The organism is Streptomyces paludis (genome assembly GCF_003344965.1).
GTDB lineage: Bacteria > Actinomycetota > Actinomycetes > Streptomycetales > Streptomycetaceae > Streptomyces > Streptomyces paludis.
Genome location: NZ_CP031194.1, coordinates 2,563,939 through 2,577,376, shown reverse-complemented (window position 1 = coordinate 2,577,376; position 13,438 = coordinate 2,563,939). Strand labels below are relative to the sequence as shown.

10 protein-coding genes are annotated in these 13,438 nt (G+C 70.9%); 8 read left to right on the top strand and 2 right to left on the bottom strand.

Annotated features, from left to right (window positions below; translation table 11 throughout):
- Positions 1-138 precede the first annotated feature (138 nt).
- From DVK44_RS11065 to DVK44_RS11035, 7 genes are all read left to right on the top strand, one after another.
- Complete coding sequence (locus DVK44_RS11065) at positions 139-558, top strand: hypothetical protein (protein ID WP_162793778.1); 420 nt, start codon at positions 139-141, stop codon at positions 556-558.
- A 225-nt stretch (positions 559-783) separates the two neighbouring features.
- Positions 784-1,461 (top strand): two-component system response regulator MtrA, encoded by a 678-nt coding sequence (gene mtrA / locus DVK44_RS11060; RefSeq protein ID WP_114659522.1) that lies wholly within the window; start codon positions 784-786, stop codon positions 1,459-1,461.
- 1 nt (position 1,462) lies between these two features.
- Complete coding sequence (gene mtrB / locus DVK44_RS11055; protein WP_114659521.1) at positions 1,463-3,544, top strand: MtrAB system histidine kinase MtrB; 2,082 nt, start codon at positions 1,463-1,465, stop codon at positions 3,542-3,544.
- Positions 3,534-5,399, top strand: coding sequence for an LpqB family beta-propeller domain-containing protein (locus DVK44_RS11050; RefSeq protein WP_114659520.1), 1,866 nt, complete (start codon positions 3,534-3,536; stop codon positions 5,397-5,399). Before mtrB ends, DVK44_RS11050 begins: the two co-directional genes overlap by 11 nt.
- A gap of 200 nt (positions 5,400-5,599) precedes the next feature.
- A complete protein-coding gene (locus tag DVK44_RS11045; RefSeq protein WP_114659519.1) occupies positions 5,600-6,325 on the top strand; it encodes a ComF family protein in 726 nt (241 codons plus the stop codon).
- Positions 6,326-6,561: 236 nt separating this feature from the next.
- On the top strand, positions 6,562-7,260 hold the full coding sequence (gene hpf, locus DVK44_RS11040) for a ribosome hibernation-promoting factor, HPF/YfiA family (RefSeq protein ID WP_114659518.1): 699 nt from the start codon (positions 6,562-6,564) through the stop codon (positions 7,258-7,260).
- Positions 7,261-7,525: 265 nt separating this feature from the next.
- Complete coding sequence (locus tag DVK44_RS11035) at positions 7,526-8,293, top strand: response regulator (RefSeq protein WP_114659517.1); 768 nt, start codon at positions 7,526-7,528, stop codon at positions 8,291-8,293.
- 64 nt (positions 8,294-8,357) lie between these two features.
- Here the strand turns inward: DVK44_RS11035 and DVK44_RS11030 are convergent, their stop codons facing one another.
- Both DVK44_RS11030 and DVK44_RS11025 read right to left on the bottom strand, forming a co-directional pair.
- Positions 8,358-9,581, bottom strand: coding sequence for a winged helix-turn-helix domain-containing protein (locus DVK44_RS11030; RefSeq protein ID WP_114659516.1), 1,224 nt, complete (start codon positions 9,579-9,581; stop codon positions 8,358-8,360).
- Positions 9,582-9,659: 78 nt separating this feature from the next.
- Positions 9,660-10,232, bottom strand: a complete 573-nt coding sequence (locus tag DVK44_RS11025) for a GNAT family N-acetyltransferase (RefSeq protein ID WP_114659515.1) — start codon at positions 10,230-10,232, stop codon at positions 9,660-9,662.
- 241 nt (positions 10,233-10,473) lie between these two features.
- Here DVK44_RS11025 and secA point away from each other — a divergent pair, with 241 nt between their 5' ends.
- Entirely contained in the window at positions 10,474-13,296 is a 2,823-nt protein-coding gene (gene secA / locus DVK44_RS11020; protein WP_114659514.1) for a preprotein translocase subunit SecA, read from the top strand.
- The last annotated feature ends 142 nt before the right edge of the window (positions 13,297-13,438 follow it).

The following is a 13,438-nucleotide window of genomic DNA, read 5'->3' as shown; positions in this document are numbered from 1 at the left end:
CCCGGCCAGAGCGGGGCACCGCCATCGTGCCACGCGTCGGCTTGTGGTGGGCCGGGGGCCGTCTCTCCTTCTTCCACCGGCCTCCGCCTTTGCCGTGCGGGCGGTGGTGCGAGGCTGTGGCGGCGAAGGGGGTGTGCCATGAGATTGATTCCGCCGGCCGTCAATCGGTGGGCCAATACCGTGTGCGGGGTGTTCCCGCTGGTGGTGGCGGGGGCTCTGGGGGCCTTGTGGTCGGAGGCTGCGGCGGTGGTGGGGATGCTGGCCGTGTCCCCCGCCGTTCCGGTGCTGGCGGTGCGGGGGTACCGGGCTGCTGTGCTGTGCGGCGGGGACCGGGTGCGGGTACGGGGCCTGCTGCGGACGCGGACGATTTCCCGGGCGGCCATTACGGCGGTCACGGATCTTCCCGCGATCCGGTGGACGGACCTCTCGGGGCGGCGGCGTTGGACGCCGGTGATGGCGCTGATGAGTGGCGGCGGCGAGGCCGCGGCAGTCGCTCGCTGGAAGGAGGAGAGTCTCGGCAGGCTCCGTCGCTGGGCCGGCCCGTCCGCGAGGGCGTAGTCGCTCCACTACCGTGTGGGGGCGACGGGAGGGGAGAGGGCGGTGGGTGGTGCTGTGGCGGTTGGCCATGGCTCGGGCCGGGCCGTACGGGTTTGACAGCAATGCTTGACATCGACGGCCACCGACGGCGACGGTCGCCCTCGGACTTCGACGCAGACCGTCGCTGCTCTGTGAGGCAAGTCACGCGTGTCTACGCAACGGAAATGAAAATGGGATGATGTCGATATGAAGGGACGCGTCCTTGTCGTCGATGACGACACCGCACTGGCCGAGATGCTCGGCATTGTGCTGCGTGGTGAAGGTTTCGAGCCGTCGTTCGTAGCGGACGGTGACAAGGCACTGGCTGCCTTCCGGGAGGCCAAGCCGGATCTGGTGCTGCTGGATCTCATGCTCCCCGGCCGGGACGGTATCGAGGTCTGCCGGCTGATCAGGGCCGAGTCCGGGGTCCCCATCGTGATGCTCACGGCCAAGAGCGACACCGTGGATGTGGTGGTGGGGCTGGAGTCGGGCGCCGACGATTACATCGTCAAGCCGTTCAAGCCCAAGGAGCTGGTGGCCCGGATCAGGGCGCGGCTGCGCAGGTCGGAGGAGCCGGCACCGGAGCAGCTGACCATCGGGGATCTGGTCATCGATGTGGCGGGTCACTCGGTGAAGCGTGAGGGGCAGTCGATCGCCCTGACGCCGCTGGAGTTCGATCTGCTGGTGGCGCTGGCCCGTAAGCCGTGGCAGGTGTTCACCCGGGAGGTGCTCCTGGAGCAGGTGTGGGGATACCGGCACGCGGCGGACACCCGGCTGGTCAATGTGCATGTCCAGCGGCTGCGTTCCAAGGTGGAGCAGGACCCCGAGCGGCCCGAGATCGTGGTGACCGTGCGCGGTGTGGGCTACAAGGCAGGACCGAGCTGAGATGACCGGCGGCAGCGCTGCTCCGAAGCCCGGTGAGCCGGGGGTCCGTGCGGGGCGGGCTGCCGGTTCCGGGCATATGTTCTCGCGGCTCGGCCCGCTGTTCCGCAGCGGCCGGCTGCTCCAGGACGGGTCGCCGGGCGCGCCCCTGCTCCGGCTCGTGGTGCGTGGGGTGCGGCGTCCGCTGCTGCCCGCCGTGCGGCTGTGGCGGCGCAATATCCAGCTGCGGATCATCACAACGACCTTGTTGATGTCGCTCGGTGTGGTGCTGCTGCTTGGGTTCGTTGTCATCGGGCAGGTCCGTAACGGGCTGCTCGAAGCCAAGGAGAAGGCCGCGCAGAGTCAGGCGGCCGGTGGTTTCACCGTGGCGAAGGAGAAGGCCGACGTACCGGCGGCGCTCGGCGGCCGGGAGGGCGACGGGACGAGCGGCAGATCGGGCCGTAACTCCGTCAACTGGCGCTCGGACCTGGTGGAACAGCTGGCCAGTGGTGGTCCCGGGGCGTTCAACGTGGTGGCGCTGAGTCCGGATTCGGTGGCGTCGACCAATCGCGCGCCCCGGGTCTCGGGCGGCGTCGACTTCGCCAGTGTGCCCGCCGATCTGCGTGCCGCGGTCGCCCAGGGCAATGGGCCGTTCCAGACGTATGCGCTGATCAGGTACACCGGGGCGGGCGAGGGCCGGGATCCGGAGCCGGGGCTGATCGTCGGCAAGCGGCTGAACGACATCGACGGCAACGCGTACGAGCTGTACTACCTCTTCCCGCTGTCGCAGGAGGAGCAGTCGCTCAATCTCGTCAAGGGCACGCTCGCCACGGCCGGGCTCTTCGTGGTTGTGCTGCTGGGGGCGATCGCGTGGCTGGTGGTGCGGCAGGTGGTGACGCCCGTACGGATGGCCGCCGGGATCGCCGAGCGGCTCTCCACCGGGCGCCTCCAGGAGCGGATGAAGGTCACCGGCGAGGACGACATCGCCCGGCTCGGCGAGGCGTTCAACAAGATGGCGCAGAACCTCCAGCTCAAGATCCAGCAGTTGGAGGAGCTGTCCCGGATGCAGCGGCGGTTCGTCTCCGACGTCTCGCACGAGCTGCGGACGCCGCTGACGACCGTACGGATGGCCGCCGATGTCATTCATGAGGCGCGCGCCGACTTCGATCCGATCACGGCGCGCTCGGCGGAGCTGCTCGGTGACCAGCTGGACCGCTTCGAGTCGCTGCTGTCGGATCTGCTGGAGATCAGCCGCTTCGACGCGGGGGCGGCGGCGCTGGAGGCCGAGCCGATAGATCTGCGGCAGGTCGTGCGCAGGGTGATCGGCGGCGCGCTGCCGCTGGCCGAGGCCAAGGGCAGCAGGATCCGGGTGCTCGGCGACGAACAGCCCGTGGTCGCGGAGGCCGACGCGCGCCGGGTCGAGCGGGTGCTGCGCAATCTCGTCGTCAACGCCGTGGAGCACGGCGAGGGCCGCGATGTCGTCGTACGGCTCGGTGCGGCGGGCGGCGCGGTCGCGGTCGCGGTGCGTGACTACGGGGTGGGGCTGAAGCCCGGCGAGGCGACCCGGGTGTTCAACCGGTTCTGGCGGGCCGACCCGGCCCGGGCCCGGACCACCGGGGGCACCGGCCTCGGTCTGTCGATCGCCGTCGAGGACGCGCGGCTGCACGGCGGCTGGCTCCAGGCGTGGGGCGAGCCGGGCGGGGGTTCGCAGTTCCGGCTGACCCTGCCGCGTACGGCGGACGAGGCGCTGCGCGGCTCCCCGATACCGCTGGAGCCGGAGGACTCGCGGCGCAACCGCGAGAATGCGGGCGCCCAGGACGTGAAGGAGAGCGCGCACCGGCTGGCGAGTGTGCCCGGCCAGCCGCGGGCGGACCGTCCCACGCTGACTGGGGCGCCCGGGGTGCCGGCCGCGCCGCTCGGGGCGAGCGCGGTGGATCCGACGGCGCTGCCCGGCAGCGGCGCCCGGGTGGTGGCGCGGCCCGCGGGGGAGCGGCTGCCCGGCGTGGAGGGCCCCGGTGACGGGGAGAGCGGGCAGAACGGGGAGAGCGGGGCCGCCGGTCCCGTGGAGCGTGGTGCGGAGCGGGAGGGCACGATTCGTGGGCGTTGACCGCCGTCGTAGGGGTCAGGGAGGCGCGGTACGGGCGTCCGGCGCGCGGGCGACCGCTGTGCTGGGTGTGTGCGGTGTGCTGCTGGCCGGGTGCGCGTCGATCCCGGACAGCGGCGATGTGCAGCCCGTCAAGGCGTCGCCGCCGGGCGAGTCCCAGGTGCGGGTGTACGCCGTACCGCCTCGGGAGAAGGCCGAGCCCGACGAGATCGTCAATGGCTTCCTGGAGGCCATGACCAGTGACGACCCCGATTTCGCGATGGCCAGGAAGTATCTGACGAAGGACGCGTCCGACTTCTGGCAGCCGGGGGCGGGGGCGGTGGTGCTGCGTGCCGCGCCGGATCCGGCCGGGCCGAAGGAGGCGTCCGGCCGGGCGAGTGCGGGGCTGACCTATCCGCTGTACGGCGACCAGATCGCCGACATGGACTCCTCGCACGCCTACAAGCCGATCGAGCCGACGGCGTACGGCGGTGACATCCACCTTGTGCAGCAGACCATCGGGGGCACCAAGGAGTGGCGCATCGACAGTCTGCCGCAGGGGCTGGTGCTCGGTGAGTCGGACTTCCAGCGCAACTACCGCTCCGTCAACAAGTACTACTTCGCGTCCGGTGAGAACTGGCTGGTCGCGGACCCCGTGTACATCCGGCAGCGGATAGACCCCACTTCGCGGATGGACCCGGTCACCCAGGCCGTCAGGGTGCTGCTCGACGGTCCGACGAACTGGCTGAAGCCGGTCGTCGATTCGCCCTTCCCGCGCGGGACGGCGCTCCAGAAGGGCGTCACGTCACTGGAGTTCGACGACCGGAACGCGCTGAAGGTGCCGCTGAACGGGAAGGCGGCCAAGGCGGGGCGCGCGCAGTGCCGGAAGATGGCGGCCCAACTGCTCTTCACCCTGCGGGATCTCTCCGCAACGCCGGTGGGCCAGGTCGAGCTGCTCGCGGACGGCTCCTCGCTCTGTGTGCTCCGGGGGGACCAGGCCGAGGAGTTCGCGCCCGACCGTCCGACGGGCCGTCCGGTCACGCCGTACTTCGTGGACGAGCACGGGCGGCTGTCGCTGCTTCAGACGGGCGGCGACGAGGCGACGGTGGACCGTACGCAGGTCATCGGCCCCTTCGGTACGGGCGCGGTGAAGCTCGGCGCGGTGGCGGTCGCCCGCGACGAGAAGCACGCGGCCGGGGTCACGGACGATTTCAGGTCGCTCCATGTGGCGTCGATCCTTTCGGAGGGCGAGCTGGGCGATCCGCTGGTGACCAGTGGCGGCAAGGGCAAGGAGGGCGCGCTGTCGGCGCCCAGCTGGGACGGGCGCGGCGATCTGTGGATCGCGGACCGTGACCCGGCGAAGCCTCGGCTGCTGCGGTTCGCGGACGGTGCCGGGCCGGCCCGTCCGGTGACGGTCGAGGGGCTCGACGGCGCGCGCGTCAAGGCGCTGCGGGTGTCGGCGGACGGGGTGCGGATCGCGCTGCTGCTGACGAAGGGCGGGCGGACCACCCTTCAGATCGGACGGGTGGAGCGGCACGGCCCCAAGGACGACCCGAAGGTGACCGTGACGGAACTCCAGTCGGTGGCGCCGCAGATGGAGACGGTGACGGCGGTGTCGTGGGCCGGTCCGAGCCGGCTGGTGGTCGTCGGCAAGGAGGCCGGCGGGGTGCAGCAGGTGCGCTACATCCAGACCGACGGGTCGACCTCGGCGGCCGGGGTGCTGCCCGGGCTGAACCAGGTGACGGCGATCGCCGCGGCGGACGACGACCGGCAGCCGCTGATCGCGGACTCGGACGACGCGGGGATCGTCCGGCTGCCGACCGGGGCGAACTGGCAGACGATGGTCGAGTCGGGGTCGTCGCCGGTCTACCCGGGCTGACCGCGGGGCATCGGGCCGGGGCAGCGGACCGCGAGGCATCGGGCCGGGCGCCGGGCCGGGGAAAGGGCCGGGAGGCCGCCCCGGCCGCGGGCCCGTGCGGCCCGGTGCCGTGTTCCTGGTGGGTGGCGGGGCAGTGGGCTCATGTGTCCGGTTGTCCACAGGGGTGGCCCGGTGACCGCGAGGTTGGCACAGTGTCTTCTATGCGGGCGTGGTGGCGTGAGATCACCGGGTTGGTGCTGCCGGTCGCCTGTGGCGGCTGCGGCAGTCCCCGGACACCTCTGTGCGAGGACTGCGGGCGGGCGCTGTACGGGACCTGGCCGTGCCGGGTGCGGCCGGTGCCCGAGCCGGCGGGCCTGCCGTCGGTGTACGCCGCCGCGCCCTACGAGGACGCGGTAAGGGCCGTGCTGCTGGCCCACAAGGAGCGCGGCGCTCTCGGGCTCGCCGGGCCGCTGGGACGCGCGCTGGCCGGGGCGGTACGGGTCGCCGCGCCGCCCGGGACCGGGGTGGGGCCGCTGCTGCTCGTACCGGTGCCGTCCGCGCGCCGTGCGGTGGGCGCGCGGGGGCATGACGCGGCCCGCCGGATCGCGCTGGCCGCCGCCGGGGAGCTGCGCCGTACGGGACGGTCCTGCCGGGTGCTGCCGGTGCTCCGGCAGCGGCGCGCGGTGGCCGATCAGGCGGGCCTCGGCGCCCGTCAGAGGCTGGCGAACCTGTCGGGGGCCCTGGAGGTGGCCGTCGGGGGCGCGCGGCTGCTGGAGGGCGGCCGGGTGGTGCTGGTGGACGACCTGATGACGACGGGTGCCTCGCTGGTCGAGGCGGCGCGGGCGCTGCGGGCCGCGACCTGGGCCGGGCAGCAGCCGGGGGGTGTGCCGGTGAGCGCGGCGGTGGTGGCCGCGCCGCCGCTTTCCTTCGAAATAAATCGGAACTGACCGGGACCGCGCATCGTTGCAGGTAGACAGGGCAGGAGAACAGCTGAACAGAGGTACGTGCCGGTAGCGGGTGCCGACACCCGTCCGGGAGGTCTATGTTCGGTTATGAGGGGTGGCGCAAGCGGAGAGGAGGAGGCGGCAGGTCGCCAAGTCCGAGGCTCCGGCGGTGACCGGGGTCTGGTGCAACAGGGAGCAACTCCGCGACGAGGCGGAGTGATCCGGGAACGGAGTTCTGCGTGGACATCGTCGTCAAGGGCCGCAAGACCGAGGTACCCGAGCGGTTCCGTAAGCACGTGGCCGAGAAGCTGAAGCTGGAGAAGATCCAGAAGCTCGACGGCAAGGTGATCAGCCTCGACGTCGAGGTGTCCAAGGAGCACAACCCGCGTCAGGCCGACCGGAGCGACCGGGTGGAGATCACTCTCCGGTCCCGCGGTCCGGTGATCCGTGCGGAGGCGTCGGCGGCCGATCCCTACGCGGCGCTCGACCTGGCCACCGGCAAGCTGGAGGCGCGGCTGCGCAAGGAGCACGAGAAGCGCTACAGCCGGCGTGGCAACGGCCGGCTTTCGGCGGCGGAGGTCCCCGATGCCGTCCCCGGCGTGGCCCGGCTGAACGCGAACGGCGCGACCGCGGCCGAGGAGACCGCCGCGGCGGCCACCACCATCACGACGACCATGGCCGGCTCGCTGGAGGTCCAGGGCGAAGGCCCCCTGGTGGTCCGCGAGAAGACCCATGCCGCCGCGCCCATGACCCTTGACCAGGCGCTCTACGAGATGGAGTTGGTCGGGCACGACTTCTATCTGTTCGTCGACTCGGACACCAAGGAACCCAGCGTCGTCTACCGGCGCCATGCCTACGACTACGGCGTCATCCACCTCCGTACGGACCCGTTCGCGGGCTCCGAGGGGAGTGGCGCGGGCGGCGCCCTCGGCGGCTGATACCGCACAGGCCCTGCCCCGGAAAGGGGTCTGAGGCCGGAACGACCGATTCCGGCCGGAACCGGTCCGGATGATACGGAGTTTCATGCTCCGGCGGTGCCCCTGAGCGCCCTGTGTGCCCTCAGGGGCACCGTCCTGCGAGTCCGTGCACCCCCGCTCCGCCGTCCGGGCATGAAATCATGGAGTCGCAAGCCAACAGGTGGTCTGCGAACTGCGGTTGGCCGGCTCTCAGGAATTCGGGCCCCGGCCTTCAGGGGAGGGAACCATGGCGGACAGTTTCGGACCGGTGCACCACGCCGGCGGCTCCGACGGCCCGGCCGGGGGTGCCGGGGCCGATACGGGCGCGGGCGCGGAGGGCGGCGGCGCGGGCGCCGAGCCGATCCGGGTCCTGGTCGTCGACGACCACGCGCTCTTCCGCCGGGGGCTGGAGATCGTCCTCGCCCACGAGGAGGGCATCGAGGTCGTCGGGGAGGCGGGCGACGGCGCGGAGGCCGTCGACAAGGCCGCCGACCTGCTGCCCGACATCGTGCTGATGGATGTACGGATGCCCAGGCGCGGCGGTATCGAGGCGTGCACCTCCATCAAGGAGGTGGCCCCCAGTGCCAAGATCATCATGCTGACGATCAGCGACGAGGAGGCCGACCTCTACGACGCGATCAAGGCGGGGGCCACCGGCTATCTCCTGAAGGAGATCTCCACGGACGAGGTGGCGACCGCGATCCGCGCCGTGGCGGACGGCCAGTCCCAGATCAGCCCGTCCATGGCGTCGAAGCTGCTGACCGAGTTCAAGTCGATGATCCAGCGCACCGACGAGCGCCGGCTCGTGCCGGCGCCGCGGCTCACCGAACGGGAGCTGGAGGTCCTCAAGCTGGTGGCCACGGGGATGAACAACCGTGATATCGCCAAGGAGTTGTTCATCTCCGAGAACACCGTGAAGAACCATGTGCGCAACATCCTGGAGAAGCTCCAGCTGCACTCCCGGATGGAGGCCGTGGTCTACGCGATGCGGGAGAAGATCCTGGAGATCCGCTGACCGGCCGGTCCGTAGACCGGCTGACCAGTTGACCGGCTGATCCGCCGGCCCGCTTCCGGTCGCGTCAGCCGGCGGTGAGCGCTTTCGCCAGCGGCTCGCGCAGCTCCGGCGCCTCTACGCGCTCGACCCGTACGTCCGAGCAGCCGACCCACTCCGCGGCCTCTCGCAGCGCCCGGGCCATCGGGAGGACGGCCCGCGGGGTCTCCAGCGACACCTGCTTGGCGACCAGGGTGGCGCCCTCGCGCGCCGGGTCGACACGGCCCAGCAGCCGGCCGCCGGACAGCAGCGGCATCGCGAAGTAGCCGTGGACGCGCTTGGCCTTGGGCACATACGCCTCCAGCCGGTGGGTGAAGCCGAATATCCGCTCGGTGCGGGCGCGCTCCCAGATGAGGGAGTCGAACGGCGACAGCAGCGTCGTACGGTGGCGGCCGCTCGGCGCGGTCGCGAGGGCGGCCGGATCGGCCCAGGCGAGCCTGTCCCATCCCGCCACCGTCACCGGCACCAGACCGGAGTCCGCGATCACCGCGTCGACCTGCTCGCCCTTGAGGCGGTGGTAGTCGGCGATATCGGCGCGGGTGCCCACACCGAGCGACTGCCCGGCGAGCGCCACGAGCCGGCGCAGGCACTCCGTGTCGTCCAGGTCGTCGTGGAGCAGCTCGCCGGGGACGGCACGCTCCGCGAGGTCGTACACCCGCTTCCAGCTCCGCCGCCCGGTGCACACGACTTCGCCGTACATCAGCGCGCGCTCGACGGCGACCTTCGCCTCGGACCAGTCCCACCAGGGGCCGCCGTTCTTGGCGCCGCCCAGCTCCGTGGCGGTCAGCGGGCCCTGCGTACGCAGCTGTGCGATCACCGCTTCGTACGCCCCGTCCGCCAGCTCGTGGTACCAGTGCGGGCGGGCGCGGTAGGCGCGGCGGCGGAACGCGAAGTGCGGCCACTCCTCGATGGGCAGCACACACGCCGCGTGCGACCAGTACTCGAACGCGTGCGGAGACGCCGAGGGCGCGTCGGCGGGGGCGTCCGGGGCCGCCGGGGCGGGTGGTGTCCAGTAGGCGTCCTCGACCGTCCTGCGGCCCACCGCGCCCAGTCGCGCGTACGGAATCAGCTCGTGCGACCGCGCCAGCACCGAGATCGTGTCCAGCTGGACGGCTCCGAGGTGGCGCAGCACGCCCCGCACACCGGCGCGCCGGTCCGGGGCGCCGAGGAAGCCCTGCGCGCGCAGCGCTATCCGGCGGGCCTCGTCGGCGGACAGCTCGGTGACGGGCGGCGGAGCGGTCGCAGTGGTCATGGTCCGCACGCTATACGGCGCCACTGACAATCGGTCCCCGGCCCCGCGCCTGCCCGCCGTGGCCCGGCCGGCCGGGGCTCAGCGCTCGGCCGGCAGATACGGGTGGGCTCCGGGCAGCCGCAGATCGGACGGGAGCAGCCCGCCGATCCAGCAGTCGCGCACCGTGCCCTTGTTGAGCAGCCCGCCTCGCAGGGTGCCCTCGATCACGAAGCCGGCCTTCTCGGCGACGACGCGCGAGCCCGTGTTGCCCGCCTCGGCCCGCCACTCGACGCGTATCGCGCCCACCGTCGTGAAGGCCCAGTGGCAGAGCGCCCTTACCGCCTCGGCCGTGTAGCCGCGGCGGCGGTGCTCCGGGGCCGTCCAGTAGCCGACCTCCCAGGTCCCGGCGCGGGGGAAGTGGAGGGCGGCGGAGGCGATGAGGGGGCCGCCGTCGCGCCGCTGTACACCGAAGGTGTACGCCGTGCCGTCGCGCCAGCCGTCGGGGGCGATCCGCTCGATGAAGTCCACCGCGTGCTGACGCTCGTACGGCGACGGCACCGTTGTCCAGCGCTGGATGCCGGGATCCTGGCAGGTGGTGAAGACGGTGTCGATGTCGTCGGGGGTGAGAGGGCGCAGCAGCAGGCGTTCGGTCGTGAGGGTGACGGGTTCCATGAACGGATTGTGCTGACCCCGGTACCGTACGGCGAACGGTTTTCCCGTGACACCGGCACCTTCCGCGCCTTCCGCGCGTTCTCACTGGTGGGTGACGGCGGGCCCGCGTGACGGCGGCCCTCCCGGGGCGGGCGGGTCCTCGCTTACGATGGCCGTTGCGGTGGGGCCCGCCTGCCGTGCCCGCGCCCGTGTCCGTACACGACCCACGTGCCAGGCCCGACCGGCAAGGAGACCAGCCTCAGTGTCCGTCTTCCACAAGCTCATGCGTGCAGGCGAAGGTAAGGTCCTGCGCAAACTGCACCGCATCGCGGACCAGGTCAACTCTATCGAAGAGGACTTCGTCAACCTCTCCGATGCCGAGTTGAAGGCGCTCACCGCCGAGTACAAAGAGCGGTACGCCGACGGCGAGAGCCTGGACGACCTGCTTCCGGAGGCGTTCGCGACCGTCCGCGAGGCGGCCAAGCGCGTCCTCGGCCAGCGTCATTACGACGTACAGCTGATGGGCGGCGCCGCGCTGCACCTCGGCTATGTCGCCGAGATGAAGACCGGTGAGGGCAAGACCCTCGTCGGCACGCTGCCCGCGTACCTCAACGCGCTGTCCGGCAAGGGCGTCCACCTGATCACGGTGAACGACTACCTGGCCGAGCGCGACTCCGAGATGATGGGCCGCGTCCACAGCTTCCTGGGCCTGGAGGTCGGCTGCATCCTGGCGAACATGACGCCCGCGCAGCGCCGCCAGCAGTACGCCTGCGACATCACGTACGGCACGAACAACGAGTTCGGCTTCGACTACCTCCGCGACAACATGGCGTGGTCCCAGGAGGAGCTGGTCCAACGCGGCCACAACTACGCGATCGTCGACGAGGTCGACTCGATCCTCGTGGACGAGGCCCGTACCCCGCTGATCATCTCCGGTCCGGCCGACCAGGCCACCAAGTGGTACGGCGACTTCGCCAAGCTGGTCACGCGGCTGACCAAGGGCGAGGCCGGCAACCAGCTCAAGGGCATCGAGGAGACCGGCGACTACGAGGTCGACGAGAAGAAGCGCACGGTCGCCATCCACGAGCCCGGCGTCGCCAAGGTCGAGGACTGGCTCGGCATCGACAACCTGTACGAGTCGGTGAACACCCCGCTCGTCGGTTATCTGAACAACGCCATCAAGGCCAAGGAACTCTTCAAGAACGACAAGGACTATGTCGTCATCGACGGCGAAGTCATGATCGTCGACGAGCACACCGGCCGTATCCTCGCCGGCCGCCGCTACAACGAGGGCATGCACCAGGCGATCGAGGCGAAGGAAGGGGTGGACATCAAAGACGAGAACCAGACCCTCGCCACGATCACCCTCCAGAACTTCTTCCGCCTCTACGGCAAGCTCTCCGGCATGACCGGTACGGCCATGACCGAGGCCGCCGAGTTCCACCAGATCTACAAGCTGGGCGTCGTGCCGATCCCGACGAACCGGACGATGCAGCGTCTGGACCAGTCCGACCTGATCTACCGCACCGAGGTCGCCAAGTTCGCCGCGGTCGTCGACGACATCGCGGAGAAGCACGAGAAGGGCCAGCCGATCCTGGTCGGCACCACCTCCGTCGAGAAGTCCGAGTACCTCTCGCAGCAGCTCAGCAAGCGCGGTGTGCAGCACGAGGTGCTCAACGCCAAGCAGCACGACCGGGAGGCGACGATCGTCGCCCAGGCGGGCCGCAAGGGCGCCGTCACCGTCGCCACCAACATGGCGGGCCGCGGTACGGACATCAAGCTCGGCGGCAACCCCGACGACCTGGCGGAGGCCGAGCTGCGCCAGCGCGGCCTGGACCCCATCGAGCACGTCGAGGAGTGGGCGGCGGCGCTGCCGGCCGCGCTGGAGAAGGCCGAGCAGGCCGTCAAGGCGGAGTTCGAGGAGGTCAAGGCGCTGGGCGGGCTCTACGTCCTCGGCACCGAGCGCCACGAGTCGCGCCGTATCGACAACCAGCTGCGCGGCCGTTCCGGCCGTCAGGGCGACCCGGGCGAGTCCCGGTTCTACCTCTCGCTCGGTGACGACCTGATGCGGCTCTTCAAGGCGCAGATGGTCGAGCGCGTCATGGCCATGGCCAATGTGCCGGACGATGTCCCGATCGAGAACAAGATGGTGACCCGCGCCATCGCCTCCGCCCAGTCGCAGGTCGAGCAGCAGAACTTCGAGACGCGCAAGAACGTCCTGAAGTACGACGAGGTGCTCAACCGGCAGCGTGAGGTCATCTATGGCGAGCGCCGCCGCGTCCTGGAGGGCGAGGACCTCCATGAGCAGGTCCGCCACTTCATGGACGACACGATCGACGCGTACATCCAGGCCGAGACCGTCGAGGGCTTCGCCGAGGAGTGGGACCTCGACCGGCTGTGGGGCGCGTTCAAGCAGCTCTACCCGACGAAGGTCACCGTCGAGGAGCTGGAGGACGCGGCGGGCGACCGGGCCGGGATCACCGCCGAGTTCATCGCCGAGTCCATCAAGGAAGACATCTACGCCCAGTACGAGGAGCGCGAGAACCAGCTGGGCTCGGACATCATGCGCGAGCTGGAGCGGCGCGTGGTGCTCTCCGTCCTCGACCGCAAGTGGCGTGAGCACCTCTACGAGATGGACTATCTCCAGGAGGGCATCGGCCTGCGGGCGATGGCGCAGAAGGACCCGCTGGTCGAGTACCAGCGCGAGGGCTTCGACATGTTCAACGCCATGATGGAGGGCATCAAGGAGGAGTCCGTCGGCTACCTGTTCAACCTGGAGGTCCAGGTCGAGCAGCAGGTCGAGGAGGTCCCGGTGCAGGACTCCGCCGAGCGCACCTCGCTCTCCAAGGAGGACGCGGTGCCGGCCGGCACCGCGCGCCCGGAGATCCGCGCCAAGGGGCTCGACGCGCCGCAGCGGCCGGACCGGCTGCACTTCTCCGCTCCCACCGTGGACGGGGAGGGCGGCATCGTGGAGGGCGACTTCCAGAACGTGGACGGACCGACGCGGTCGACGTCGGACGGGATGACGCGGGCGGAGCGCCGGAAGGCCCAGAAGGGCACGGCCGGCCGCCGCCGCAAGAAGTAGGGGCGCGCGGCCCTCGGGGGCCGTGGGTGCCGTAAGCGGTAGTCAGAGGTAAGGGCCGGGGTCACGCACACGCGTTGTGCGTGACCCCGGCCCGTATGCGTTTCCCGGCGCGCTTCGTGGCGGGCTCGTGGCGCGGTCCTGA

What these genes read in the sequence shown, in the direction of transcription:
- DVK44_RS11065 (WP_162793778.1), top strand. Translation starts at nt 139, where the DNA reads ATGAGATTGATTCCGCCGGCCGTCAATCGGTGGGCCAATACCGTGTGC.
- mtrA (WP_114659522.1), top strand. Translation starts at nt 784, where the DNA reads ATGAAGGGACGCGTCCTTGTCGTCGATGACGACACCGCACTGGCCGAG.
- mtrB (WP_114659521.1), top strand. Translation starts at nt 1,463, where the DNA reads ATGACCGGCGGCAGCGCTGCTCCGAAGCCCGGTGAGCCGGGGGTCCGT.
- DVK44_RS11045 (WP_114659519.1), top strand. Translation starts at nt 5,600, where the DNA reads ATGCGGGCGTGGTGGCGTGAGATCACCGGGTTGGTGCTGCCGGTCGCC.
- DVK44_RS11035 (WP_114659517.1), top strand. Translation starts at nt 7,526, where the DNA reads ATGGCGGACAGTTTCGGACCGGTGCACCACGCCGGCGGCTCCGACGGC.
- DVK44_RS11030 (WP_114659516.1), bottom strand. Translation starts at nt 9,581, where the DNA reads ATGACCACTGCGACCGCTCCGCCGCCCGTCACCGAGCTGTCCGCCGAC.
- DVK44_RS11025 (WP_114659515.1), bottom strand. Translation starts at nt 10,232, where the DNA reads ATGGAACCCGTCACCCTCACGACCGAACGCCTGCTGCTGCGCCCTCTC.